23 protein-coding genes are annotated in these 24,234 nt (G+C 61.5%); 6 read left to right on the top strand and 17 right to left on the bottom strand.

Features of this window, described 5'->3' with window-relative positions:
- Positions 1 to 86: 86 nt before the first annotated feature.
- Positions 87 to 1,874 carry a bifunctional diguanylate cyclase/phosphodiesterase gene (locus Q7F16_RS15640; protein ID WP_186652463.1) on the bottom strand — a complete coding sequence of 596 codons (1,788 nt, stop codon included), beginning with the start codon at positions 1,872 to 1,874 and terminating at the stop codon, positions 87 to 89.
- A gap of 118 nt (positions 1,875 to 1,992) precedes the next feature.
- A complete protein-coding gene (locus Q7F16_RS15635; protein WP_167310222.1) occupies positions 1,993 to 4,071 on the bottom strand; it encodes a carboxy terminal-processing peptidase in 2,079 nt (692 codons plus the stop codon).
- A 139-nt stretch (positions 4,072 to 4,210) separates the two neighbouring features.
- Here Q7F16_RS15635 and Q7F16_RS15630 point away from each other — a divergent pair, with 139 nt between their 5' ends.
- From Q7F16_RS15630 to Q7F16_RS15620, 3 genes are all read left to right on the top strand, one after another.
- Complete coding sequence (locus Q7F16_RS15630) at positions 4,211 to 5,173, top strand: zinc-binding dehydrogenase (protein ID WP_079305090.1); 963 nt, start codon at positions 4,211 to 4,213, stop codon at positions 5,171 to 5,173.
- Positions 5,174 to 5,510: 337 nt separating this feature from the next.
- The gene (locus tag Q7F16_RS15625; RefSeq protein ID WP_053189678.1) at positions 5,511 to 6,146 is read left to right on the top strand and encodes a DUF1326 domain-containing protein; all 636 of its coding nucleotides are present in this window, start codon (positions 5,511 to 5,513) and stop codon (positions 6,144 to 6,146) included.
- A complete protein-coding gene (locus tag Q7F16_RS15620) occupies positions 6,146 to 6,934 on the top strand; it encodes a DUF2182 domain-containing protein (protein WP_409557367.1) in 789 nt (262 codons plus the stop codon). Before Q7F16_RS15625 ends, Q7F16_RS15620 begins: the two co-directional genes overlap by 1 nt.
- 18 nt (positions 6,935 to 6,952) lie before the next feature.
- On the opposite strand, the gene Q7F16_RS15615 is transcribed toward Q7F16_RS15620, so the two are convergent.
- The 6 genes from Q7F16_RS15615 to Q7F16_RS15590 form a co-directional block, all read right to left on the bottom strand.
- Positions 6,953 to 7,606, bottom strand: coding sequence for an HAD family hydrolase (locus Q7F16_RS15615; RefSeq protein WP_079305096.1), 654 nt, complete (start codon positions 7,604 to 7,606; stop codon positions 6,953 to 6,955).
- 46 nt (positions 7,607 to 7,652) lie between these two features.
- A complete protein-coding gene (locus Q7F16_RS15610) occupies positions 7,653 to 8,642 on the bottom strand; it encodes an ABC transporter ATP-binding protein (protein WP_409557366.1) in 990 nt (329 codons plus the stop codon).
- Positions 8,639 to 9,439, bottom strand: coding sequence for an ABC transporter permease (locus Q7F16_RS15605; RefSeq protein ID WP_018612464.1), 801 nt, complete (start codon positions 9,437 to 9,439; stop codon positions 8,639 to 8,641). Before Q7F16_RS15605 ends, Q7F16_RS15610 begins: the two co-directional genes overlap by 4 nt.
- Positions 9,426 to 10,262, bottom strand: coding sequence for an ABC transporter permease (locus Q7F16_RS15600; protein ID WP_409557368.1), 837 nt, complete (start codon positions 10,260 to 10,262; stop codon positions 9,426 to 9,428). Before Q7F16_RS15600 ends, Q7F16_RS15605 begins: the two co-directional genes overlap by 14 nt.
- A 5-nt stretch (positions 10,263 to 10,267) precedes the next feature.
- Entirely contained in the window at positions 10,268 to 11,074 is an 807-nt protein-coding gene (locus Q7F16_RS15595) for an alkaline phosphatase family protein (RefSeq protein ID WP_409557365.1), read from the bottom strand.
- Positions 11,075 to 11,285: 211 nt separating this feature from the next.
- On the bottom strand, positions 11,286 to 12,353 hold the full coding sequence (locus Q7F16_RS15590) for an ABC transporter substrate-binding protein (RefSeq protein ID WP_409557364.1): 1,068 nt from the start codon (positions 12,351 to 12,353) through the stop codon (positions 11,286 to 11,288).
- Between the two features lie 349 nt (positions 12,354 to 12,702).
- Here Q7F16_RS15590 and Q7F16_RS15585 point away from each other — a divergent pair, with 349 nt between their 5' ends.
- A complete protein-coding gene (locus tag Q7F16_RS15585) occupies positions 12,703 to 13,449 on the top strand; it encodes a UTRA domain-containing protein (protein ID WP_014339688.1) in 747 nt (248 codons plus the stop codon).
- Between the two features lie 7 nt (positions 13,450 to 13,456).
- Here Q7F16_RS15585 and Q7F16_RS15580 read toward each other — a convergent pair whose 3' ends face one another.
- The 7 genes from Q7F16_RS15580 to minC form a co-directional block, all read right to left on the bottom strand.
- The gene (locus tag Q7F16_RS15580) at positions 13,457 to 13,639 is read right to left on the bottom strand and encodes a hypothetical protein (protein ID WP_014339687.1); all 183 of its coding nucleotides are present in this window, start codon (positions 13,637 to 13,639) and stop codon (positions 13,457 to 13,459) included.
- Positions 13,640 to 13,884: 245 nt separating this feature from the next.
- A complete protein-coding gene (locus tag Q7F16_RS15575) occupies positions 13,885 to 15,174 on the bottom strand; it encodes a M18 family aminopeptidase (protein WP_014339686.1) in 1,290 nt (429 codons plus the stop codon).
- A 95-nt stretch (positions 15,175 to 15,269) separates the two neighbouring features.
- Positions 15,270 to 16,373 carry a hypothetical protein gene (locus tag Q7F16_RS15570; protein ID WP_409557363.1) on the bottom strand — a complete coding sequence of 368 codons (1,104 nt, stop codon included), beginning with the start codon at positions 16,371 to 16,373 and terminating at the stop codon, positions 15,270 to 15,272.
- Between the two features lie 18 nt (positions 16,374 to 16,391).
- Positions 16,392 to 17,027 carry an RluA family pseudouridine synthase gene (locus Q7F16_RS15565; RefSeq protein ID WP_003204542.1) on the bottom strand — a complete coding sequence of 212 codons (636 nt, stop codon included), beginning with the start codon at positions 17,025 to 17,027 and terminating at the stop codon, positions 16,392 to 16,394.
- Between the two features lie 104 nt (positions 17,028 to 17,131).
- Positions 17,132 to 17,386, bottom strand: coding sequence for a cell division topological specificity factor MinE (gene minE, locus Q7F16_RS15560; protein ID WP_003179111.1), 255 nt, complete (start codon positions 17,384 to 17,386; stop codon positions 17,132 to 17,134).
- The gene (gene minD, locus Q7F16_RS15555; protein WP_003179114.1) at positions 17,386 to 18,198 is read right to left on the bottom strand and encodes a septum site-determining protein MinD; all 813 of its coding nucleotides are present in this window, start codon (positions 18,196 to 18,198) and stop codon (positions 17,386 to 17,388) included. Before minD ends, minE begins: the two co-directional genes overlap by 1 nt.
- Positions 18,199 to 18,398: 200 nt before the next feature.
- The gene (minC, locus tag Q7F16_RS15550; protein ID WP_046065623.1) at positions 18,399 to 19,136 is read right to left on the bottom strand and encodes a septum site-determining protein MinC; all 738 of its coding nucleotides are present in this window, start codon (positions 19,134 to 19,136) and stop codon (positions 18,399 to 18,401) included.
- 118 nt (positions 19,137 to 19,254) lie between these two features.
- Between minC and Q7F16_RS15545 the strand changes: the two genes are divergently transcribed.
- Entirely contained in the window at positions 19,255 to 20,187 is a 933-nt protein-coding gene (locus Q7F16_RS15545; protein WP_046065624.1) for a lipid A biosynthesis lauroyl acyltransferase, read from the top strand.
- A 49-nt stretch (positions 20,188 to 20,236) separates the two neighbouring features.
- The gene (locus tag Q7F16_RS15540; RefSeq protein WP_046065625.1) at positions 20,237 to 21,397 is read left to right on the top strand and encodes a patatin-like phospholipase family protein; all 1,161 of its coding nucleotides are present in this window, start codon (positions 20,237 to 20,239) and stop codon (positions 21,395 to 21,397) included.
- 218 nt (positions 21,398 to 21,615) lie between these two features.
- Here Q7F16_RS15540 and Q7F16_RS15535 read toward each other — a convergent pair whose 3' ends face one another.
- Complete coding sequence (locus tag Q7F16_RS15535) at positions 21,616 to 22,401, bottom strand: outer membrane protein OmpK (protein ID WP_018612491.1); 786 nt, start codon at positions 22,399 to 22,401, stop codon at positions 21,616 to 21,618.
- Positions 22,402 to 22,906: 505 nt separating this feature from the next.
- A complete protein-coding gene (locus Q7F16_RS15530) occupies positions 22,907 to 24,208 on the bottom strand; it encodes a urate hydroxylase PuuD (RefSeq protein WP_409557362.1) in 1,302 nt (433 codons plus the stop codon).
- Positions 24,209 to 24,234: the final 26 nt, after the last annotated feature.

Below are 24,234 nucleotides of genomic sequence, written 5' to 3'. Positions count from 1 at the left end.
CGATCAGCACGCAGCCCAGCGGGAGCAAGCTCCCTCGCCACAGGGTTTGCGCCAGGCGTTCGGGCTGTGGCGAATAGAGAATCCGCTTACACCGTCAAACCCAACCCCACCACAGGCGCCCGCTCCGCCAAACCATCCACCAAATACACACTCCCCCCCAAAATGTCCTTGGCATGATGCTTGGCCTGCGAAGCCAGCTCAGCCAACTGGCTGGCATCCAATTCCTCACAGGCCTCGGCGCGCAGATGCACCACGCCAATCGACAATGACAACAACGCGAACTCTTGCCGAACGCCCTGTCGGTTCAACGCTGTAAAGCATCCCGCCTCCAGGTGTTCGGGGCGGTAGAAGCGGCGGCAGTGGGTCTGGAAGTCGCTGAGTAGCTGGTCCAGGCGTCTGCGCCAGTCTTCCGGGCCGAGGACCAGCAGGAAGTCGTCGCCGCCGATGTGGCCGACGAAGTCGCGGCTGGGGTCGATGCGTTCGTTCAGGCATTGGGCCAGGCACAGCAGGACCTCGTCGCCGCGGCCGTAGCCGTAGATGTCGTTGAAGGGTTTGAAACTGTCGATGTCCACGTAGCAGATCACCGATTCCTGCCGTTGTTGCAGCAGGCGCGTGAGGCATTGCTGGATCGGGACGTTGCCCGGCAGCAGGGTCAGGGGGTTGGCGTAGCGTGCCTGCTGGATTTTCAGTTCGGTGATGAGCTTGAGCACGTCGATTACCCGGCCCAGGCCCAGGTAGCCGCCGTTGAGGGTGATGATGAAGTCTTCTTCAATGCGTTGTCGGGCGCGGCTGGTGATCAGGCGGCTGACTTGTTGCAGCGACTGGTTCAACTCCACCGCGAGAAAGTCATCGCTCATCAAGCGGCTGATGGGTTTGCGGGCGAACAGGTCGGTGGCGAAGGGCTTGAGCAAGGCGTCCGAGAGCGAATGGCGGTGGACGATGCCACAAGGCTGGTTCTGATTGTCCAGCACCGCCAGGGAGTTGAGGTTGGCCTGGCGACGAAACGCTTCCAGCACGGTGGCTGTCGGTGTGTTGTGGGCCACTGCCGGCTGTTCGTTGAGCAGCGCACTGAGGTCGTTGATCTCATCGTTCAGCGACGCCACGCCGCTGTCCTGCTTGGGCATCAGCGCCTTGGCATCGCGCGACGGTTGTTCTTGAGGTCGGGCCAGTAGATAGCCCTGGACCAGGTCGACGCCCATTTCGATCAGCACCGCCAGTTCTTCCGGCAGTTCGATTCCCTCGGCAATCACCTGGGCGCGGGAGGCCCGGGCGATTTTCAGGATCGAGCCGACGAACTCGCGCTTGAGGGCGTCCTGATGGATGCCGTCGATGAAATGCCGGTCGATCTTCACGTAATCGGGCCGCAATTCAGACCACAGACGCAGGCTCGAATAACCGGCGCCCAAGTCGTCCAGGGCAATCGAGAAACCCATGGCCCGGTAGTGATGCAGGGCGGTTTGCAGGAGCTGGAAGTCATCGATGGGGGTTTGTTCGGTCAGTTCGATCACGACCTGGCTGGGCGCGATGCCCAGGTCCTGCAGCAGTTGCAGCGTGCGCCCCGTCTGGTGCGCGGATTCGAGCAGGGATTCGGGTGAGACGTTGAGAAACAGCTTGCCCGGCAACTTTTGCTCATTGAAGCGTTGGCAGGCGCTGCGGCGGCAGGCCAGTTCCAATTCGCTGAGGCGGCCGGCCTGACGGGCCACGGAAAGCAGCGCAATGGGGGAGTGCAACGGGCTGTTGGAGGGGCCGCGGGTCAAGGCTTCATAACCCACGATGCGCCGTTCGGAAAGGCAGATGATCGGTTGGAACAGGCTGTGCAAACCGCTTTGAGCCAGGATCGAACTCAAGGCACTCAGCTGCTCTGTCGTGGTCATGGCAATCTCTGGCGATAAAAAAAGGACCGGGTGCACGGCACCCAGTCCTGTATTTCACGACAGACTGATGTCAGTTTGATGACACTCCGACGAGCATCACCATTAAATGGCCATCATTTTAGTGCTTGGCGATCGCCGTGTTGAGTTTCAGGTAATCCAGCAGGATCCGCCCGGTCTCGCTCAGGTAGGCATCGTCTTCCGGCTTGGTTTTCTCCGGCTCGGTGATCAGGTCTTCGTCCTCTTTCTTCAGCTCTTTGAGCGGTTCTTCGCCCTTGGCCTTGCGACGCAGGTTTTCCATGACCAGTTGCTTGGTCTCGATGTCGGCATGCTGCGCGCGACGCTCGGCTTCGTTGAGGGTGACGGTTTTCTCCATCATCAACTTCTGCGCCAGGGCCAGCTTGTCGCGGATGAACACGAATTCCGCGTCCTGGGACGAGCGCGCATCGTGGTCGGACTTGAGTTGGGCCAGGAACGGTTTGAACGGGTCCACGGCCGGTTTGATCGCAGGCCGGATGGTGTCCCATGGCATGGCTTCGGGCAGGGCGCTTTCACCGATTTCCTTGGTGTCGATGATCGACGGGTAATCGATGTCAGGCAGCACGCCCTGGTGCTGGGTGCTCTGGCCGGAAACCCGGTAGAACTTCGCCAGGGTCAGCTTCAGCTCGCCGTGGTTGAGCGGCTGGATGGTCTGCACGGTGCCTTTGCCGAAGGTCTGGCCGCCGATGATCAGCGCACGGTGGTAGTCCTGCATGGCACCGGCGAAAATCTCCGAGGCCGACGCGGACAGGCGATTGACCAGCAAGGCCATCGGTCCTTTGTAGAACGCGCCCGGGTTTTCGTCTTCCAGCACATCCACCCGGCCATCGGCGTTACGCACGAGCACGGTTGGGCCCTTGTCGATGAACAGGCTGGTCAGCTCGGTGGCCTCCTGCAGGGAGCCGCCGCCGTTGTTGCGCAAGTCGATGACAACGCCGTCGACCTTTTCCTTCTGCAGTTCGGTCAGCAGCTTCTTGACGTCGCGGGTAGTGCTCTTGTAGTTCGGATCCCCGGCACGGAAGGCCTTGAAATCCAGGTAGAAGGCCGGGATCTCAATGATGCCGAGCTTGTAGTCCTTGCCATCCTGCTTGAGGTTGAGGACCGATTTCTTCGCCGCCTGTTCTTCCAGCTTCACCGCTTCACGGGTGATGGACACGACCTTGCTGGTCTGGTCGTTCGGCGCATTGCTGGCCGGGATGACTTCCAGGCGCACGACCGAGCCTTTCGGACCACGGATCAGCTTGACCACTTCGTCCAGGCGCCAGCCGACCACGTCGACCATTTCCTTGTTGCCTTGGGCGACGCCGATGATCTTGTCCGCGGGGCTGACCTGTTTGGTCTTGTCCGCAGGGCCCGCCGGGACCAGGCGCACGATTTTTACCTGGTCGTTGTCGCTCTGCAGTACCGCACCGATGCCTTCCAGGGACAGGCTCATGTTGATGTCGAAGTTTTCCGCGTTATCCGGCGACAGATAATTGGTGTGCGGGTCGTAGGACATGGCGAAGGTGTTGATGTACGCCTGGAAGATGTCTTCGGCGCGGGTCTGGTCCAGGCGAGCCAATTGGTTCTTGTAGCGCTTGGTCAGGGTTTCCTGGATCTGCTTGGGATCCTTGCCGGCGATCTTCATGCGCAGCACTTCGTCCTTGACGCGCTTGCGCCACAGGTCATCGAGTTCGGCTGTGCTTTTGAGCCAAGGGGCGTCCTTGCGGTCGACCAGCAAGGTTTCCTTGGCGTTGAAGTCGATTTTGTCGACGCCTTTGTTCAGCTCGGCAAGGGCGTAGTCCAGGCGCGCCTTCACGCGGTCCAGGTAGCGCTTGTAGATGGTGAACCCGGCGTTCAGGTCGCCGCTCTTGAGGAAGTCGTCGAACTGGGTTTTCCACTTGTCGAATTCAGCGATGTCGCTGGCCAGGAAATAACTGCGCGACGGATCAAGCAGCTTCAGGTAGCTGTCGTAGATGATGACCGAGCGCGCATCATCGAGCGGCGGCTTGCTGTAGTGATGGCGCTTGAGCAACTCGACGACGTTAAGGCTGGCAATCACCTCGTCACGATCGGGCTGAAGCTTGTCCCAGCTGTTGGCTGCGAACGTATCGTTCGACAGCGGTAACAGGCCGAGGCCAATGACTAGCGCGAGGGCGGTGCTGGGGAACAGGTGCTTCATGCTGATTCGACGCAGGGACAATTGATAACGCATATTAGGCCGTCTTTGAAGTCGCCGGTTCCATGTGGCCCGGGCGCATAATGCAAGAAAGCCCGGCGTTGAAGCAGCGGGCCCAGTCGAGACTCACTATGGAGGCACCGTGAAAGCATTGCAAGGCGTTGAAGGCCAAGTGGTATGGGCAGATGAGCCGAGCCCGGCATGTGATGTCGGGCAAGTTCGTATTCGTGTGGCAGCCGCCGGCCTGAATCGGGCCGATTTGCTGCAAAAAGCCGGGCTTTACCCGCCGCCACCCGGTGCCAGCCAGGTGTTGGGGCTGGAGTGTTCCGGGGTGATCAGCGAGGTCGGGCCAGGCTCGTCCTGGCAGGTCGGCGACCGCGTTTGCGCCTTGCTGGCCGGCGGTGGGATGGCTGAGGAGGCGGTGGTCGATGGGCGGCATGTGCTGCCGGTCCCGGAGGGCTTGTCATTGGCCGAAGCGGCCGCGCTGCCGGAGGTCTACAGCACGGCGTGGCTGAACCTGTTCCAACTGGCTGCGCTCAAGCCGGGTGAAAAAGTGCTGCTGCACGCCGGGGCCAGTGGCGTCGGTTCGGCCGCGATCCAGCTGTGCAAGGCCTTCGGCAATCCGTGCTGGGTCAGTGTCGGTTCGACCGAGCGGCTGGCCTATTGCGAGGCCCTGGGCGCCCAGGGCGGCGTGGTGCGCACCGACGGCCTGGAGAGTCTGAACGACCTCGGTCCCTTCGATGTGATCCTCGATCCGGTGGGCGGCAACTACGCCAAACTCAACGTGAAACTTTTGTCAGTTGACGGCCGCTGGGTGTTGATCGGCCTGATGGGCGGGCGCTCGACCGAACTCGATCTGGCCCAGGTGCTGGGCAAACGCATCCAATTGCTCGGCTCGACCTTGCGCAGCCGTGACGAGCAATTCAAGGCCGACCTGATCAGCGAGCTGGGCCAACAGGTGTGGCCGCTGTTTGCCGACAAACGCCTGAGCCCGCAACTGGCCCGGACCTTCGCCATCAAGGACGCCGAAGCAGCGTTCGCGGAGCTGGCGACCAACCAGGTGTCCGGGAAGCTGGTGTTGGTGATCGATGAAAGCCTGAGCTGATTCCCGGAGCAGGGTGCGGACTTGTGGGAGCAAAGCTTGCTCGCGAAAGCGATGGATCAGTTTGCATTGATGCTGAATGTACGGCCGCCATCGCGGGCAAGCCTTGCTCCCACATGAGGCTTCGGGGGCTCATAGAGCCGGTGTTCACCCCAAATTCCTTGTGGGAGCTGAGCCAAGGCCTCCTATCGACGGTGGCTTGCAACTCTCACCAGCGACCACGGGCAAGCTGACCTTCGGTCGGTAGCCCGTACCCGACGCGCGCACCCTGCTAGCGTTAATTAATGGGGGATGGGGCAACCGCAACTTTCATTTCACCCGCCAGGTGAAGAGGTTGATCATGGCCATCGCCGAATGGCGCATGCAGGGCGTCGAATTCATTGCCTGCAACTGCAATTGGGGCTGCCCCTGTCAATTCAATGCGCCACCGACCCATGGTCACTGCCAGGCGGTGGCGTCGATGCGAGTGGAACACGGGTATTTCAATCAGGTAGCGCTGGACGGTTTGTGCTGGGCCGCCACCTTCGCTTGGCCGGGCGCCATCCATGAGGGCAACGGCAGTTGCCAGGTGTTCATCGACGAGCGCGCCGACGAGGCGCAACGCCAGTCCTTGCTGACCATCCTCTCTGGACTGGAGAGCGACCCCGGGGCCAACGTGTTTCAGGTGTTCAGCAGCACCATGAGTGAAGCGTTCGAACCGCTGTTCGTGCCCATCACCCTCTCCATCGATGTCGATCAGCGCTTGGCGCACCTGGACATTCCAGGCGTGTTGCAGGCCAGTGGCGAGCCGATCCGCAGCCCGATCGACGGCTCACCTCATCGAGTCCGGCTGTCCCTGCCCAACGGCTTCGAGTTCCTCGAGGCCGAAGTGGCCAGCGGCAGCTACCAGACGCATTCAGCCCTCAAACTACAATCCCAGGGCAGTCATAGCCACCTCGCCCACGTGCACTTCACCGGCCATGGCATAGAGCCGTAATGGCAGAACCTCAGGCGGTGACGCCGAGCAAGCGACTGACAGGCGAGCAGTGGCTGCTCCTGCTCTGCCTGCTCGCGCTGACCGCCCTGGCCTGGCTGCTGCTGTTGCGCATGGCCAGCGACATGAGTGCGCCGGGCGGCATGGCTGATGCGGCAATGGGTGGCATGCTCATGCCCTGGAGCCTGGCCGATGCGCTGCTGATGTTCGCCATGTGGGTGGTGATGATGGTCGGCATGATGCTGCCCAGCGCCCTGCCCATGCTGCTGATCTACCAGCAGATGCTGCGCAAGCGCATGCCGGCGCCGCAGCGACACCTGGCCCTGCTGCTGTTCTGCAGCGCCTATGTTCTGGTCTGGGCCGGTTTCGCCCTGGGCGCCACGGCGTTGCAATGGGCGCTCGAGCAGCTCGCTCTGCTCAGTCCGGGGATGCGCAGTACCAGCACCGCCCTGGGCGCCGGCCTGCTGCTGGTCGCAGGTGTTTATCAGTGGCTGCCAGGCAAGGCGGTCTGCCTTGAGCATTGTCGCGGGCCGCTGCATTTTCTGCTCAGCTACTGGCGCCCAAACGTGCTCGGTGGCTGGCGCATGGGGCTGGCCCATGGCGCTTACTGCGTGGGCTGCTGTTGGGCCCTGATGGGCCTGCTGTTCGTGGTCGGTGTGATGAACCTGCTCTGGGTGGCCGTGATCGGTGCCTTCATCCTGCTGGAGAAAAACCTGCCGCAGGGACTCTGGCTCAGTCGTCTCTGCGGTGGGTTGTTGCTCGGCTGGAGCCTGTGGCTGCTGCTGGGCTAGGGCAAAACCTGTGGGGGTTTATTTCCAGGTGTGGATTGGCCACCCGGCCGATTCGGCATGGGCCTTCAATACCGGGTCCGGGTTCACCACATGTGGGTAATCGACCTTGAGCAGCAGCGGCAGGTCATTGCGCGAGTCGGAATAGAAACTTGCGCCTTCCAGGTTCTCTTCCTCGGCATCCAGCCAGTCCAGCAGGCGGGTGATCTTGCCTTCGCGGTAGGTCAGGGTGCCCACGGTCTGGCCGCTGTATACCCCATGGGTCACTTCAAGTTCGATCGCCAGGATCTCGTCGATGCCCAGGCGTTCGGCAATCGGCTTGACCAGGTGCGTGCCCGAGGCCGAGATCACCAGGATCCGGTCACCGGCCTTGCGGTGTTCGGCGATGGTCCTGGTGGCGTCGCTGAAGATGATCGGTTCGATGAAGTCTTCCACCCACGGCGCCACCAGGTGCTCGATCTCCTCGGGGGTGCGACCGATCATCGGCTCCAGGCTGAAGTCCATGTACGCTTCCATGCGCAGCTTGCCGTGGCTGTAGGCGTCCATCAGCTCGTTGTTGCGCCGCATGAAGGACTCGGGATCGACCCAGCCCAGGCGTCCCATCTGTTCGCTCCAGAGGGTGGCGCAGTCGCCGTGGATCAGGGTTTCGTCCAGATCAAAAATTGCCAGGGCCATCAGCGCGTTTTCCTTTTCAAAATCAGTTTCAAAATCAACAAAGCCGTCAGGCTACCTCACACAGCGCCGACGGATCGATGGAAAGTGACAACCGTGCGCCATCGGGGTGCAGGTCGGCGGCGGAACGATTGAGCACATCCACCACCAATTCCACGCCACGGGCCTCGACCCGATAGCGAATCACGTTGCCGAGCAAGCTGTGGCTGCGGATCAGCGCATCGGCCTCGCCGTTGCGGCTCAGCTCGATGGCCTCCGGGCGGATGGCGATACGGCCGCTCACCGGCCGTTGCAGCAGTTTGCTCGCGCTGTCGGCGTCCAGCAGGTTGTAGTTGCCGATGAAACCGGCGGCAAAGACGTCGACTGGCGCTGTGTAAAGGGTTTCGGCATCGCCGCTTTGTACGATCTTTCCCTGGTTCATCAGGAAAATCCGGTCAGACATGGTCAGGGCTTCTTCCTGGTCGTGTGTGACGAAGATCGTGGTCAGGCCCAACTCACGCTGGATCTGTCGGATCTGTTCGCGCAGGTGCTTGCGAATCCGTGCATCCAGGGCCGACAGCGGCTCGTCCAGCAGCAACAGGCGCGGCCGGGTCACCAGGGAGCGGGCCAGGGCGACGCGCTGGCATTGGCCGCCGGACAGTTGATGGGGGTAGCGCGCGGCAAAATCATGCAGCTCCACCAGGCGAAGGATCTCCAGCACACGCTGACGGCTGTCCGCGGCGTCGACTTTTTGCATGCGCAGGCCGAAGGCGACGTTCTGTTCCACGGTCATGTTGGGGAACAAGGCGTAGCTCTGGAAGACCATGCCGATGCCGCGTTTCTGCGGGCTCAACGGGACGATGTCTTGCCCGTCGAGGATGATCTGGCCGGCATCCACCGCGGTCAGGCCGGCAATGCAGCGCAACAGCGTGGACTTGCCACAACCGGAAGGGCCGAGGAGGGTGACGAATTCGCCCTTGCGGATCTCGCAATTGATGTCGCTGAACACCGGCGTGCCGGCGTAGCTTTTTTGCAGGTGTTGGACGCTGACGTAGCTCATTGGCTTTTGTCCTTGCTCAAGATGTTGGCCGCCCAGGTCAGGACCAGTACGAAGAGGAAGTAGGAAATCACCAGCGCACTGGTGAAGTGACCGCTGCTGTTGCGCATGTTGTTCAGGTACACCTGCAGGGTTTCATAGCGGGTGCCAACGAGGATGTTGGCAAACACGAATTCGCCGAACAGGAACGAGAAGGACAGCAGCAGCGCCACCATCAGGCCCTTGCGCAGGTTCGGCAGCACCACCAGGAACGCCGCCTGGAAGGTGCTGGCACCGAGCAGTTGGGCGGCGTCCATCAAGTCGCGCAGGTTGATGGCTTGCAGGTTGTTGGTGATCGCCCGGTACATGAACGGCAGGGCGACGGTGAAGTAGCAACCGATCAGGATCCACGGCGTACCGACCATCGCCAGCGGCCCGGAGCCGTAGAGTTGCAACAGCCCCACCGATGACACCACCGGCGGCACCGCGAAGGGCAGCAGGATGAGGATGTTCATCAGTGCGTCGAGTTTGGGGAAGTGGTAATGCACCACGAACAGCAACGGCAGGATCAACACCACCGAGAGCACCAGCGCACCGACGCAGACCAGCAGCGATTGACCGAAGGCGTGGAGAAAACGCGGGTCGCTCCACAACTGCACATACCATTTGAACGTGAAGCCGCTGGGCAGCACGGTGGCCGACCAACTGCTGGCGATGGAGTAGACGAGCGTGCCGGCCAGGGGCAGCAGCAGGATGGCGAACAGCAGGTACACCACCACCCGATGGTAGAGCCCGACGGAGCCCGGTTCAGCGCGAGACATGGTAGCTCCTCTTGAGCAGCAACTGATGGACGATGGTGACCACGGTCATCAACGCCACCAGTATCACGGCCAGGGCACTGGCCATGTTCGGGTCGAGGGAAATGTCGCCAGAGACCATGGCGGCGATGCGAATCGGCAGCACGTTGAAGTTGCCGGTGGTCAGCGCATAGACCGTGGCGTAGGCGCCGAGGGCGTTGGCCAGCAGGATCACGAAGGTGCCCAGCAGCGCCGGGGTCAGCACCGGCAAACCAATGTGTCGCCAGAACTGCCAGCCGTTGGCGCCCAGCAGCTCGGCGGACTCGCGCCAGTCCTCGCGCAGGGCGTCGAAGGCCGGATAGAGCAGCAGCACGCCCAGGGGAATCTGGAAGTAGGTGTAGAGAATGATCAGCCCGGTTTTCGAGTACAGGTTGAAATCCTCGATGATCCCCGCCTGTTTGAGCATGATCGTGATGCTGCCGTTGAACCCCAGCAGAATGACGAAGGCGAAGGCCAGGGGCACGCCGGCAAAGTTGCTGGTCATGTTGGCAAAGGCGTTGACGAAGTTGCGCAACCGCGAATCCACGCGGCGCAGGGAATAGCTGCCCAGCACGGCGATGACGATGCCGAACACACTGGACCAGAAGCTGATCTCCAGGCTGTGCTGGATCGCTTGCAGGTAGAACTTGGAACTGAAGATCTTGCTGAAGTTGGCCAGGCCCCAGCCGAACTCTTCCGATTCCAGGCTGTTGACCAGCACCCAGAGCAGCGGGGCGATCTGGAACACGATGAAGAAAATCGCGAAGGGCACCAGGCACAACGCTGCCAGCCATTTGCCGCGCGTCATGGCGTTCACTTGAGTAACTCCTGGCAGTAGGGTTTGTCGTGGTCGACGCCGAGCAACTGGCAAATGGTGCCGCACAGTTCGGTCTGCCGGGGCGTGGCGGCGGGATCGAAACTGAAGCCGCTGCCCAGGACAAACAGCGGCACTTCCCGTTCTTCGGCCAGCAGACCGTTATGGGAGCGATCGTTGTTCATGCCGTGGTCGGACGTCACCAGCACCTGGTAACCGGCGTCGAGCCAGGCTTGCAGGTAGACCGCCAGGTTGATGTCGGCCGAGCGGGCGCTGTTGCGGTATTGCGGGGTGTCGAGGCCGTGCTTGTGGCCGGCGTCATCGATATTCATCGGGTGCACCAGCAAAAAGTTCGGCAGGTAGCGCAAGCGCAGGTGTTCGGCGTCGGCGAACAGATGGGAATCGGGGTAGTGGTCATTCCAATAGAAATGCCCGTACTGGATTGGCAAATCGGGGTTGTCGGTGTGACGATCACGACCGGCCACGAAGGGCGAAACGTTGTAGAGCTCGCTGACCCAGTGATACGCCGCGGCCGCCGTACTCAAGCCGGCCTGGGTGGCGTAGTGGAAAATGCTGCGCTGGTGCGACAGGCGCGAGACGTTGTTGTGCACGATCCCGCTGTCGATGGGCACGACGCCGGTGAGGATGCATTCATAGAGCGGACGGGACAGGGCGGGCAACTCACATTCCAGTTTGTAGAGGGCTGCGCGTCCTGCGCTGACGTAAGCCTGCAAATGCCCCATGGCATGCCGGGCGACCTCATGGTTGAGACCGTCGAGCACCACCAGGATGACGTTGTGCTTCATGGGTACCGGGACTCCGGGCAGATACCAGATAACTCGGATCCCCCAAGCTCCACTGTAAGAGCAGGCCTGTGGGAGCAAAGCTTGCTCGCGATGCTGGTGATACGGTGCAGTTTCAGGACCGTGTCATCGTTTATCGCGAGCAAGCTTTGCTCCCACAGGGACTGCTTCCACAGTTGGGTGCCCAGTGGATATCCGAGCGGGAGCTACCGCCTTATTGCATATTGATGATCACTTCTTCCTGCCACTTCTGCGGCAGTGCCTTGGAAGTCTTCTCCCACGCGTCCGCATCCTTGATCGGGGTCACGCCTTTGTACTGCTCGTTCGGCAGCAGCTTGGCCTTGACCTCTGCCGGCAGGGTCAGGTGCTCGGCGCGGATCGGACGGGCGTTGCCCTTGGCCAGGTTGATCTGGCCGGCGTCGCTGAAGATGTACTCGCGGGCCAGCTTGGCGGCGTTCGGGTGCTTGGCGTATTTGTTGATGATGGTGGTGTAGCCGGAGATGACCGAGCCGTCGGACGGAATCAGCACGACATAGTCATCCGGGTTGGCCATCTTGGCCTTGTAGCTCAGGCCGTTGAAATCCCAGACCACGCCGACTTCGACTTCACCTTTTTCCATCGTGGCGATGGTCGGGTTGGCCATGGACAGGCGCCCTTGCTTGGCGATCTCGGCGAACATCAACAATGCCGGCTGGACGTTCTTCTCGTCGCCGCCGTTGGCCAGGGCGGCTGCCAGCACGCCGTTGGCGGCTTGGGCAGCGGTGCTCACGTCACCGATGGAGACTTTGTATTTGCCGGTCTTCAGGTCCGCCCACTTGGTCGGTACTTCGGAGCCGTGCAGCAGCTTCTTGTTGACGAGGAACGCGATGGTGCCGGTGTAGGCCAATGCCCAGTTGCCGTCCTTGTCCTTGGCCCAGGCAGGGACTTGCTCCCAGGTACTTGGCTTGTAGGGTTGGACCACGCCCTGCTTGACCGCGATCGGGCCGAAAGCAGCACCGACGTCGCCGATGTCGGCGCTGGCGTTGTCTTTCTCGGCGGCGAACTTGGCGATTTCCTGGGCCGAGCTCATGTCGGTGTCGATGTGCTTCAGGCCGTAGACCTTGGCCAGGTCGTCCCAGGTGCCTTTCCAGTTTGCCCAGTCATCGGGCATGCCGACGCTGTTCACGGCGCCTTCCGCTTTCGCAGCGGCTTCCAACGTTTTCAGATCGGTGTCAGCGGCCATGGCGGCGGTGCACATGGCAATGGTCGAGCCTAACAGTGATGCCAGGAAAAGCTGTTTCATCCGAAGCTCCTATGGGCGTTTTCAACGCTGCGATTGCGGTTGTGTTGGTCTAGGTCAGCAATACCTGAGCCAATGTAGGCGAGCCCTGTGACATTTTGATGTCGGTGCCGGATCTCCCGGGAAATGCCAGGCTCGTGGGGATTGGCTGCGAATTAAGCGTAGACCATGGTTAAACAGCTGATCTGCAAGGACTTGGCCGTTAATTTGCACGCTTGCAGAACGACCGTTCGGCGGCTCTGTCATCTGCCAGTCATGTGCAGTGCCTAGGCTTGCTGGACCCAGAAGCGGATCGATGCACCGTCGATCCTGCCCCGAAACAGTGCTGGTCTAGTCCAGATAGGTAACGTTGATGCGCATCGATGCAACCAAAGCGGTGACAGCCATCGGACAGGTCCTGCAAGAGCAGCTCGACCACGGGTTGCTGGCGCCCGGCAGCAAATTGCCGGCCGAGCGCAAGCTCAGTGAATTGTTCGGGACCACGCGGATTACCGTGCGTGAGGCGTTGTTGCAGCTCGAAGCCCAGGGGCAGATCTATCGGGAGGAGCGCCGGGGCTGGTTCGTCTCGCCGCCGCGCCTGGCCTACAACCTGATGCAGCGCAGCCATTTCCACGCCATGGTCGCGGCCCAAGGGCGTGTGCCTTCTACCCAAGTGATCTCGGCGCGCCTGCAACCCGCTTCGGCGGCGGTGTGCGCCTGGTTGCAGTTGCCGGCGTTGTCCAGCGTGATCCAGATCTGCCGCGTGCGGCGTATCGACGAGCGGCTGGTGCTGTACGTCGAGCACTACCTGAACCCGCAGTATTTCCCGGACATCCTCGGGTTCGATCTCAACCAGTCCATCACCGAGCTGTATGCCCGCCACTACGACCTGCACTACGGCCGGGTGAAGTTTGAAATCGTGCCCACCTCTCTACAGCCGGAAGCGGCAGCGGCGTTGAAGGTTTCGGTGGGCAGCCCTGGGCTTCGAATTGCACGGGTCAACTATGACCAGCATCAGCGGCTGATCGATTGCGACCTGGAGTTCTGGCGACACGATGCGATCCATGTCGGTGTGGATGTGCCGGAACAACCTGTGCCGGAACAATCGCCGACAGCCTGAGGCAGGGTCAGAGCGACTCGTTGAGCTTGCTCAGGATCTTGATCACCACCGTGGCGAGGATCAACAACATGCCGATCCACATGGCAAAGACCCCGACATTCTTGTCACGGAAGTTGAAGCCGATGGCCAGCAGGATCATGCCGGCAATGATGGGCACCAGCATGGCGTTGAACGAAGACATCGAGATCATGGCGACAGCCTTGTCGGGGAAGGATAAGGCCAGTCTAGTTGGGGTTTTGCCGGGGTGTGCTGATGTATGTCACATCGCCCTCATTCCCGAGGCAAACACTGTGTGGGAAGAAAACTGTATGGGAGCAAAGCTGTGTGGGAGCAAAGCTTGCTCGCGATGAAGGCGACTCGGTCTTTCCAGAAATCGAGTCGCCTTCATCGCGGGCAAGCCTTGCTCCCACAGGGTTCATCATGCCTTCGGGGCGGCTATGGCAATTCGCGAGAGGCGTAGAACGCGCTCAGCACCTTCACCAGATGCGCCAGGTCATGGCTGCCGCACAGTTCGCGGATCGAATGCATGGCGAAGGTCGGCAGGCCGATGTCCACGGTACGCACGCCCAGTTGGCTGGCGGTGATCGGGCCGATGGTCGAACCGCAGCCCATGTCACTGCGCACCACGAAGCTTTGCACCGGCACTTCTTCAGCCATGCACAGGTGGCGGAAGAACCCGGCGGTTTCGCTGTTGGTGGCGTAGCGCTGGTTGCTGTTGACCTTGATCACCGGGCCGGCGTTGAGCTTGGGGCCGTGGTTGGCGTCGTGCTTGTCGGCATAGTTGGGATGCACGCCGTGGGCGTTGTCCGCCGACACCAGCAGGGATTTCTGAATGGTGCGGACGAATTCTTCACCTTCAGGCAGCAGGCGACGCAGGGTCTGTTCCAGCATCGGACCGTCGGCGCCACAGGCCGAGCATGAGCCGACCTCTTCGTGATCGTTGCACACCAGCACGCAGGTTTCTTCGGTGTCGGCGTTCAGCAAGGCTTGCAGGCCGGCGTAGCACGACAGCAGGTTGTCCAGGCGCGCGCCGGCAATGAAATCGCCGTGCAGGCCAATGACCGCAGCGCTTTGCGTGTCATAGAAGCTCAACTCGTAATCGAGCACCACGTCGGCATTCAGGCCGTGTTCGCGGGCCAGTTGATCGGTGAGCACGGCACGGAAATCGACGCGCTCGTCACCGGCGAACTGGGCAAGGATCGGCGGCAGTTCATTCTGCGGGTTGATGGCCCAGCCCTGGTTGGCTTCGCGATTGAGGTGGATGGCCAGGTTCGGGATCGTGGCGATCGGCGCCTTGAAATCGATCAACTGGCTTTCGACCTTGCCGTCGCGGCGGAAAGTCACGCGCCCGGCCAGGGACAGGTCGCGGTCGAACCACGGCGCCAGCAACGCGCCGCCGTAGACTTCCACGCCCAGTTGCCAGAACCCGTGGCGTTGCAGTTCCGGTTGCGGCTTGACTCGCAGGCAGGGGCTGTCGGTGTGGGCGCCGACCAGGCGGATGCCGTCGTGCAACGGGGAGTTGCGGCCGAGCTTGAAGGCGATGATCGAGGAGTCGTTGCGCGTGACGTAATAGCGACCGTTGGCCTCGGTGGCCCAGGTCTCGCGTTCGTCAAGACGCTGATAGCCTGCCGCCTCCAGGCGCTTGGCAAGGCTGGCGGTGGCGTGGAACGGGGTAGGGGAGGCCTTGAGAAAGTCGATCAGGCCCTGGTTCAACTCTGCGCGCATAAGAAACTCCAGACAGCAATGGGCGGCAGTTTAACCCATCGACGACAAGCGTTGCAGGCCCAATCCCCGATGGCGCTTGTGTCCAATGCCCTTGATTATCCCGACGTCGCGAGTCGCTCACGCAGATAAGTCATGATGATGGGCTTGTCTTGCGCCTTGGACGGTTCTGGCAGGTGCTGCGGCCAGTGCTCCAGTTGGCCGAACAGCTGTTGCTGGCGCTCCGGGTCCAGGCGAAGAATCTCCCGCGATGCCGAATCCCACCAATGGTGGCGGCAAAGGTTGTAGTAGGGATGCTCCGGCGCCGCGCTGCCATACAGCAGGTCGCGACCGATCCTGTACAAGGCGCCGCGCTGGTGGCGCAATTTCCATTTGATCTTCAGCCGCCACCAGGCCGATGGGAAAGGCCGGGTGCGCGGTACCTCATGGCAGCGCTCAAGCAACTGCGTACCGAACGCCTCGCCGTGCTGGGCAAAGAAGTGCGCCAGCATGGTGTGGAAGAAGCGTTTTTCGGCGAAGTAGTGATAGACGTGTTTGTTGGTTTCGTTAATGGTCTGGTTGCGTAACGTGAACGAGATCGCGATCTGTTCGATGGTATGGATGTCGAAGCCATCTTCGGTCCATTCGTCAATCCGCTCGATGGCCTGGGTCAGCAGCGCCGCGTCGTTGTCAGTCACGCCGCACAGCCCGCTGTTGTAGAGCTTGAAGCTGTTGTCCGGGCTGATGCCATGGGCGCGCAGGTGCGTACCCAGCTTGAGGTAGTCCTCACGCTTGCAGACGTAGTCCCAGTTGTATTCGAAGCTGTCCATCAGGTACTGCCCTGGCTGGATTTGCTTGAACAGCAGGTCGGGATCGGCGAGGAACAGCGTGTCGGTGTCGACGAACAGGGTTTTTTCCGCCAGCGTCAGGCCGGCCAGGATGGCACAGGCCTTGCGCCGGTGAATGTAGCCATTATTTCCTTGCCACTCGGTCAGCAACTGCGGGCTCAGCGCGAGGGTCTCGACTGGCCAGCCCTGATAATCCTCAGGTCGGTCGGTCAGGATCCTGATACTGGGCAAGGTTGACAGATTGCCGTGGGCCAGGGCGGTCAGGATGCTGAACTTGGCTTCGTGGCGATAAGCGTCCTTGTCGCCATAGATCAGGTAAAGCAACTGATGGCGGACTTTTTTGACGGGTGTTTCCTGAAAATCAATAACCTGCATGCCAAGCCTTTATCGAATTTAGAACGGTGCCGGGCACTCGAAGCGCAAGCGCTCGCCGCTTTGCGGATGGGTGAAACTCAGCATGCTGGCGTGCAGGCACAGGCGTGGCCAGGCAGCGAGGGCCTGCGGGTGGGCGTAGAGCCCGTCGCCCAGCAACGGATGACCGATGGACAGCATGTGCACGCGCAATTGGTGCGAGCGCCCGGTAATCGGCGTGAGTTCGACCCGGCACCAATCGCCGCAACGTTCCAGCACGCGCCAGAAGGTCAGGGCGTGTTTGCCGTGCTCATGGTCCACCACATGCCGAGGTTTGGTCGGCGGGTCGTAGCGCAAGGGCAGGTCGATGCTGCCGCTGTCCAGCTCCGGTTGGCCCCAGCACAGTGCTGTGTAGGCCTTTTCGGTTTCGCGATCGTGAAATTGCCGGGACAGTTCGCGATGGGTGTCCGGGTCGCGGGCCAGCAGGATGATGCCGGAGGTTTCCCAGTCCAGTCGGTGCACGATTCGCGCTTCCGGATAGCCGTTTTCCTGCAGGCGGGTGATCAGGCAGTCCTTGTTGTCGTCGGCCCGGCCGGGCACGGAGAGCAACAGGGTCGGCTTGTCGACCACCAGGACAGCGGCGTCCTGATGAATGATGCGGATGTTGGACAGGGGCATTGAAAACAGTCTCGTTACAAACGCCAACGGCGGCTCGGGCCCTTCTCAAATCCCAGGGGGAAAGAGGAGAAGGGCCCGAGCCGCCGTGGCTCCAGCCGGAGCGATCAGCGATCCGGCAGGGTGATGTTGAGTTCCAGGATCGAGCAACTGCCCTGGCTTTCCAGTGCCACATGCACGTCATCGCTACCGATGTTGACGTACTTGCGGATCACTTCCACCAGTTCCTTCTGCAAGGCCGGCAGGTAGTCAGGGGTGCTGCGTTGGCCGCGTTCGTGCGCCACGATGATCTGTAGACGCTCTTTCGCGACCGAGGCGGTACTGGGCTTTTTGTTGGCACGAAAGAAGTCAAAAAGGTTCATTACCTACCTCCAAACAGGCGCTCGAAGAAACCCTTCTTCGTTACATCGAGGAAACGATGCTCCACGGTTTTGCCCAGCAGGCGATCGACGGCATCGCTGTATGCCTGGCCGGCATCGCTCTGGTCGTCGAGAATCACCGGCACGCCGGAGTTGGAAGCCTTGAGTACCGCTTGGGATTCCGGAATGACGCCCAGCAGGGTGACGGCGAGGATTTCCTTGACGTCTTCGACGCCCAGCATCTCGCCATCGCTGACCCGTTGCGGGTTGTAGCGGGTCAGCAGCAGGTGTTCCTTGATCGGCTCTTCGCCCTTCTCGGCGCGCCGGGATTTGCTCGCCAGCAGGCCCAGCATGCGGTCGGAGTCACGGACCGACGACACTTCCGGGTTGGTCACGACAATCGCTTCGTCCGCGAAGTACATGGCCAGGTGGGCACCTTTCTCGATACCGGCCGGGGAGTCGCAGACCACGAACTCGAAGTCTTCCTTGAGTTGCATCAGCACTTTTTCCACGCCTTCCTGGGTCAGCGCGTCTTTGTCGCGAGTCTGACTGGCGGCCAGTACGTAGAGGTTCTCAAGGCGCTTGTCCTTGATCAGGGCTTGTTGCAGGTTCGCTTCGCCATTGACCACGTTGACGAAGTCATAGACCACGCGACGCTCGCAACCCATGATCAGGTCCAGGTTACGCAGGCCGACGTCGAAGTCGACGATGACTGTCTTGTGGCCGCGCAGAGCGAGGCCGGTACCGATAGCGGCGCTGGTGGTGGTCTTACCCACACCACCCTTGCCGGATGTAACCACGAGAATCTTGGCCAAGGTGTTTCACCCCTAAGGAAAAAGGACTTTGTCAGCCCCTGAAAAACATCTCTGGAAAACTGCTGCAATTGGACAGGCTTGGCTGGAATCGGATGTCGGGCGAGTTTTACCTCCGGTAAACACTGCCTGATCCTTTTTCCTACGTCGTTTAAGCCGTTTTCGCTCGTTTTAGAGATGCTTGGAAAATGCGGCAGTATCCGTTAAAGCCGAATGATGTTCAACACGTCGCCCGACAGGCTGATCTGAACGCCGGCCCCCCACAACGGATCGCGGCGCAAATCCTCGGAGACCTTGTACTGCCCGGCAATGGAGACCAGTTCAGCGCTCAATTGCTGACAGAAGATCCTGGCTTTCGTATCCCCCTTGACGCCGGCCAGCGCGCGACCGCGCATCGGGCCGTATACATGGATGTTGCCATCGGCCAGAAGTTCCGCCCCCGGGCTGACCGAGGACACGATGACCAGATCGCCACCCTGGGCATAGATCTGCTGCCCGCCGCGCACTGGCGAAGTGATGACGCGCGTCGGCTTGATGGTGGGCTCCGGTGGTTTTTCCGGGGTTTTCTTCGCTTCGACCGGGCTCAGCTCAAGCACGCGCTCCCGGGCGCCGGACGGCGGCAGCACTGGAATGTCCACGGCAATGGCGGCGGCGATGTCTTCGATGCGGCTGGCGCGGATCGCCAGGGTACGCAGACCGTGCTGGCGGCAAACGCGCATCAGGCCTGGCAGATCCACCGCGCCTTCGCCGGCCGGCAGCTTGTCCAGGGCCAGCACCAGGGGGGCGTTGCTGAAGAAGTTCGGCGCCTGGGCGACTTTCGCCGCCAGTTGCCGGTCAAGGCTTTCCAGGTCGTTGCGGGCCAGCTCCAGCACCGTAATGGCGAGCATGCTGCCCTTCAGCTGGAACACGGGATCTTGGTCTAGCGGTTCGGTTTGGCTCATGGTCGGCGTACAACGGCTTGTCACTAAAAGTGCCGAGACTTATAACGAGATCGTCCGCCAGCCGCAACCCGGGTTGAACAATGTAGAATGCGCGGCCCATGTCTTAATGGAAGCTGTAATGGATCGCCCGCGTTTTCGAACTGCATTTTTTCATCCGCGTTTCTGGCTGCTGTGGTGCGGCCTGGGGCTGTTGTGGCTGATCGTCCAGTTGCCTTATCCGTTACTGCTGCGGGTCGGTCGTGCATTGGGTGCGCTGATGTACCGGGTGGCCGGCGACCGACGGCGCATCGCCCGGCGCAACCTGGAGCTGTGTTTCCCGCAAAAGTCCGCTGCCGAGCGCAAGCGTCTGCTCAAGGAAAACTTTGCCTCCACCGGCATCGCCTTTTTCGAAATGGCCATGAGTTGGTGGTGGTCGCGTTCGCGGCTGGCGAAACTGGCCCATGTCGAAGGGCTGGAGCACCTCAAGCAGGCCCAGCGCGAGGGCAAGGGCGTGATCCTGATGGCGCTGCATTTCACCACGCTGGAAATCGGCGCGGCCTTGCTCGGCCAGCAGCACACCATCGATGGCATGTACCGCGAACACAAGAACCCGCTGTTCGACTACATCCAGCGCCGGGGCCGCGAGCGGCATAACCTCGATTCCCTGGCGGTGGAGCGTGACGACGTGCGCGGCATGCTCAAGCTGCTGCGGGCCGGGCGGGCGATCTGGTATGCGCCGGACCAGGATTACGGCGCCAAGCAAAGCGTGTTCGTACCGCTGTTCGGCATCCAGGCCGCGACGGTCACCGCTACCAGCAAGTTCGCCCGCCTGGGCAAGGCGCTGGTGGTGCCCTTCATTCAGGAACGCCTGGCCGACGGCAGTGGTTATCGCCTGGTGATCCAGGAACCGCTGACGGATTTCCCGGGCGAGACCGAGGAAGCCGATTGCCTGCGCATCAACCAGTGGGTAGAGCAGTCGGTGAGCGCTTGCCCCGAGCAATACCTTTGGGCGCATCGGCGCTTCAAGAGCCGTCCGCCGGGCGAGCCCAAGCTGTATGACAAGCGCGGTTGAGCCAGTAGTTCGCCATTTTTCAGCAGCACCTTGAGCACGGAGCATTGCGATGACCCCAGCTGAACCGGTTACAGGTTTGATTCTTTCCGGCGGCGGGGCTCGAGCGGCGTATCAGGTAGGCGTACTGGCGGCCATCGCCGAATTGTTGCCGGACGGGGCGCGAAACCCGTTTCCGGTGATCGTCGGTACGTCGGCGGGGGCGATCAACGCGGTCAGCCTGGCGAGCGGGGCGATGGACTTCAAGACCGCCATCGAGCGGCTGACGGCGTTCTGGCAAACGGTGCGCAGCCATCAGGTCATGCGCAGCGACTGGCGGGGCGTTATTGCCCAGGCCAGGCGTTTCATCATTCATAGCCTGCTGGGCCTGGGGGCCAAGCTGCCGGTGGCGCTGATCGACAGTTCGCCGTTGCGCGAACTGCTCCAGGCCCAATTCCATGCCACGGGCATCGAGCAGGCCATCGCCGAGCAGCAATTGCGAGCGGTGGCGGTGACGGCGTTCGGTTATGAGTCCGGCCAGGCCGTCACCTTCTACCAGGGGCGCGGGACCATTGATGCCTGGCTGCGCCACCGGCGTATTGGTGTGCCGACGCAGTTGTCGGTGGAGCATCTGTTGGCCAGCTCGGCGATTCCGTTATTGTTCGCGCCGGTCAGGATCGGCCCGCAATATTTCGGTGACGGCGCGGTGCGGCAATCGGCGCCCATCAGCCCGGCGTTGCACCTGGGGGCTAATCGGGTGCTGGTGATCGGCGTCAGCGGCAACCCCCGTGGCGCTGGTGGGCAGGATCCCACCGAGCGCAGCTACACCGGCCTGCAACCGACCCTGGCGCAGATCGGCGGCCATATGCTCAACAGCACGTTCATTGACAGCCTGGAAAGCGACATCGAGTTGCTTGAGCGCCTGAACGGTTTCAGTCACCTGCTGCCCGATGACGTACCGGCCCACGCCCTCGGCGCGGCACCAGTAGATGTGCTGGTGATTTCACCCAGCCAGCCGATCGACGAAATCGCCGCCCGCCATCGCCAGGAGCTGCCCCGTGCGTTGCGGTTATTCTTGCGCGGGCCGGGCGCGACCAAGACCAGCGGTGCGGGGGTGCTGAGTTATCTGTTATTCGAGGCGGGGTATTGCAGCGAACTGATCGAGCTGGGACGCCAGGATGCGTTGGCGCAGCGTGAGGCGTTGAGTCGGTTTTTGGGGTTGGCGCAGGGGTAACTGATCCACCGCAATCGCGAGCAGGCTCGCTCCCACAAGGGGATTTGTGGTGGGCGCTGGAAGTGAGCCCAACACACAAACCAATGTGGGAGCGAGCTTGCTCGCGATGACGGCGGCACATTCAACATCAATGCAAGCAGACCCACCGCTATCGTCGGATCGCCGCCCGGAGCAAGCTCGCTCCCACAAAGGGATTGTCTGCGATATCGATCCCAGGATCAGAAATGGTACTTCAGCAAGAAGCTGGTATTGCTCTGGTTGGTCTTGAACCCGTCGCTGTCTTCGATCCCGTACTTGTTCTTCCAGTAGTCATACTCCACACCCACATACAACTGCTTGGCGCCGAGCTTCAACGCCTTGCCCAGGTCATATTTGATCTGCGGGTTGATGTGCAGGTTGGCGTGGTAGGTGCCCTTGGAGTTGGTGTCGTTGTCCACCACCCAGTCGATGAAACCGTCGATCAGGATGTCGGATGAACCCACCGGGAGGGTGTAGGCCCAGGTCGGGGTGATCTGCCAGACGTTGTCGCCGGCGCGTGGGCCTTCGGTCTGGCGGTTGTAGAAGTTCAGCTGGAAGTAGTCGAAGCCGGGAATCGCCAGGTCGAAGCCCGGGCCGATCAGGTAGGACTCGTTGTCGCCTTCGCCGAACTCATACGTCATGGCCAGCAGCACGTCTTTGATCGGACCCAGTTCCAGCTTCTGGTCGAAGATCTTGCCGAACGACAGGCGTGGGCTGAACTCGCCGTAGTAGGTGTTCGGGCCGGACTGGCTGTCGTCCTGGCCGTTATAGAAGATCCGATCGAGGAAGAAGAAGTTGTCCCCGTATTTCCAGGCGTCGGCGTGTTCGAAGGTCACGGTCTGCTGGATGCGCGGGTTGACCTGGAAATCCTTGCCGTACAGGTAGGTGAGACTGTTGTTCTGCCACTGGAACAGGTCATCGGCCATCGCTTGGCCCCCGGCCAGCAAGGATCCCGCGAGTATCAGGCTGGTGCACGTACGTTTCATTCGGTTTGCTCCCAAAGGTAAGTGGTACCGCTTTTTTTTCAGGTCAGCGCTCTGGTGTGGCGCCTTTTTCCATGGATTAAAAAACATCCGTTCGGTCAGCTTTTTTAGCGTGGCGAATGCTGATAGCAAGAGCTGAGCCAAGGCCGGGGGAAACCCGGAAAAAGACTCATCCAGCTGTTTGGAACAGTCGAAAGAGGTGTGTTCGGAAGGGCGCTTATTCTATACGCCGGTGCCTGGATAAGTTGGCGGGCCGGTCAGGATCGGAGAGGGTTTTTGTGTCGGCCGGTTTCGAACGGCCGCGCAGGATACGGGCATGTATCGCTGGGCTCAAGTGCCCTGCAACGGCGCATGCGCGGCGAATTTGGGGCGTGATGGAGGGGCTGGGTCATCGGGTGCTTTCCTCTTGTTTTTATTGTTGAGGCGCAGGCAGTCGCTGACGGGCGGCCGGTGGTGAGCCGGTCGGCCTGTCAGCGGTATGACATGTGACGCTATTGGCGCGCGAGGTTCAGTTGGTCCGCGCGCCCTGGTTGATCCACGCGCCGATCAGATCGCGTTCCTGCTGGGTCATCTGGGTGATGTTGCCCAATGGCATGATCTGGCTGGTGACGGCCTGGGCCTGGATGCGCGCGGCCTGTTGCTGGATCTGCTGCGGGGTGTCGAACATCACCCCGCCCGGCGCGGCGCTGAACAACGGGCTGGTGGGCTTGGCCGAGTGGCAGACCGAGCAGCGTTCCTGGATCACGCTGTGGACCTTCTCGAACGAAGGGCCCTGGGCGTTGGCGGCCTGAGTGGGCGCCGCTGTCGGTGCGGCGGGGGCCGTCGCCGGTTTCGCGCCACCCCCCACTGCCGTTTCCGGCAACGGTTGGTACTCGATCACGCCGGGCGCCTTGGCCACCTCCGGTGCGGTGGGCATGGGCTTGGGACCTGTGACATACGCCAGGCAGATCATCGCCAGGGCACCGACCGGCAGCGTCCAGGCAAACCGGTTGCTGTCATGGCGCGTGTTGAAGTAGTGGCGCACCAGCACCGCCGCCACGGCGATCCCGGCCAGGATCAGCCAGTTGTACTGGCTGCCGTAGGTGCTCGGGAAATGGTTGCTGATCATGATGAACAGCACCGGCAGGGTGAAGTAGTTGTTGTGGCGCGAACGCAACAAACCCTTGGCCGGCAGTGCAGGATCGGGCGTGCGGTTCTCGGCGATGGCCGCCACCAGTGCACGCTGGGCCGGCATGATGATGCGGAACACGTTGCCAACCATGATCGTCCCGATGACCGCCCCGACGTGCAGGTAGGCGCCGCGACCGCTGAACACCTTGCTGAACCCGTAGGCCGCAGCGATCAACAGTACGAACAGGATCACGCCGAGCAGGGCAGGGCGCTTGCCCAGGGCTGAGTCGCAAAGAAAGGAATAGACGAACCAGCCGACGAGCAACGAACCGAGGCCCAGGGCGACGCCTTCGGGACCACTCAGGCTGCTGCCGGGAGCCAGCAGGTAGACGGTCGGATTCCAATAGAACACCACGCACAACAGCGCGATGCCCGACATCCAGGTGAAGTAGGCTTCCCACTTGAACCAGTGCAGGTTGTCCGGCATGGACGGTGGTGCGAGTTTGTATTTTTCCAGGTGGTAGATGCCGCCGCCGTGGATGGCCCACAGGTCGCCGGCCAGGCCGCTCCTGGGGTTGACGCGATTGAGGTTGTTTTCCAGCCAGACGAAGTAGAACGACGCGCCGATCCAGGCCACGCCAGTGATCATGTGAACCCAGCGTACGCTCAGGTTCAGCCATTCCAGCATATGTGCTTCCACAGTCTTTACCTCTCGCCCGTCACGCT

Source organism: Pseudomonas sp. Lb2C2, assembly GCF_052112205.1.
In the GTDB taxonomy this organism is placed as follows: Bacteria; Pseudomonadota; Gammaproteobacteria; order Pseudomonadales; family Pseudomonadaceae; genus Aquipseudomonas; species Aquipseudomonas kilonensis.
This window is presented reverse-complemented; position numbering and strand designations above follow the sequence as displayed.

Bases quoted from the DNA above. Each gene is read 5' to 3' on its own strand.
- Q7F16_RS15640 (WP_186652463.1), bottom strand. From the start codon at position 1,874: ATGACCACGACAGAGCAGCTGAGTGCCTTGAGTTCGATCCTGGCTCAA.
- Q7F16_RS15635 (WP_167310222.1), bottom strand. From the start codon at position 4,071: ATGAAGCACCTGTTCCCCAGCACCGCCCTCGCGCTAGTCATTGGCCTC.
- Q7F16_RS15625 (WP_053189678.1), top strand. From the start codon at position 5,511: ATGGCCATCGCCGAATGGCGCATGCAGGGCGTCGAATTCATTGCCTGC.
- Q7F16_RS15620 (WP_409557367.1), top strand. From the start codon at position 6,146: ATGGCAGAACCTCAGGCGGTGACGCCGAGCAAGCGACTGACAGGCGAG.
- Q7F16_RS15615 (WP_079305096.1), bottom strand. From the start codon at position 7,606: ATGGCCCTGGCAATTTTTGATCTGGACGAAACCCTGATCCACGGCGAC.
- Q7F16_RS15610 (WP_409557366.1), bottom strand. From the start codon at position 8,642: ATGAGCTACGTCAGCGTCCAACACCTGCAAAAAAGCTACGCCGGCACG.
- Q7F16_RS15605 (WP_018612464.1), bottom strand. From the start codon at position 9,439: ATGTCTCGCGCTGAACCGGGCTCCGTCGGGCTCTACCATCGGGTGGTG.
- Q7F16_RS15600 (WP_409557368.1), bottom strand. From the start codon at position 10,262: ATGACGCGCGGCAAATGGCTGGCAGCGTTGTGCCTGGTGCCCTTCGCG.
- Q7F16_RS15595 (WP_409557365.1), bottom strand. From the start codon at position 11,074: ATGAAGCACAACGTCATCCTGGTGGTGCTCGACGGTCTCAACCATGAG.
- Q7F16_RS15590 (WP_409557364.1), bottom strand. From the start codon at position 12,353: ATGAAACAGCTTTTCCTGGCATCACTGTTAGGCTCGACCATTGCCATG.
- Q7F16_RS15585 (WP_014339688.1), top strand. From the start codon at position 12,703: ATGCGCATCGATGCAACCAAAGCGGTGACAGCCATCGGACAGGTCCTG.
- Q7F16_RS15580 (WP_014339687.1), bottom strand. From the start codon at position 13,639: ATGATCTCGATGTCTTCGTTCAACGCCATGCTGGTGCCCATCATTGCC.
- Q7F16_RS15575 (WP_014339686.1), bottom strand. From the start codon at position 15,174: ATGCGCGCAGAGTTGAACCAGGGCCTGATCGACTTTCTCAAGGCCTCC.
- Q7F16_RS15570 (WP_409557363.1), bottom strand. From the start codon at position 16,373: ATGCAGGTTATTGATTTTCAGGAAACACCCGTCAAAAAAGTCCGCCAT.
- Q7F16_RS15565 (WP_003204542.1), bottom strand. From the start codon at position 17,027: ATGCCCCTGTCCAACATCCGCATCATTCATCAGGACGCCGCTGTCCTG.
- minE (WP_003179111.1), bottom strand. From the start codon at position 17,386: ATGAACCTTTTTGACTTCTTTCGTGCCAACAAAAAGCCCAGTACCGCC.
- minC (WP_046065623.1), bottom strand. From the start codon at position 19,136: ATGAGCCAAACCGAACCGCTAGACCAAGATCCCGTGTTCCAGCTGAAG.
- Q7F16_RS15545 (WP_046065624.1), top strand. From the start codon at position 19,255: ATGGATCGCCCGCGTTTTCGAACTGCATTTTTTCATCCGCGTTTCTGG.
- Q7F16_RS15540 (WP_046065625.1), top strand. From the start codon at position 20,237: ATGACCCCAGCTGAACCGGTTACAGGTTTGATTCTTTCCGGCGGCGGG.
- Q7F16_RS15535 (WP_018612491.1), bottom strand. From the start codon at position 22,401: ATGAAACGTACGTGCACCAGCCTGATACTCGCGGGATCCTTGCTGGCC.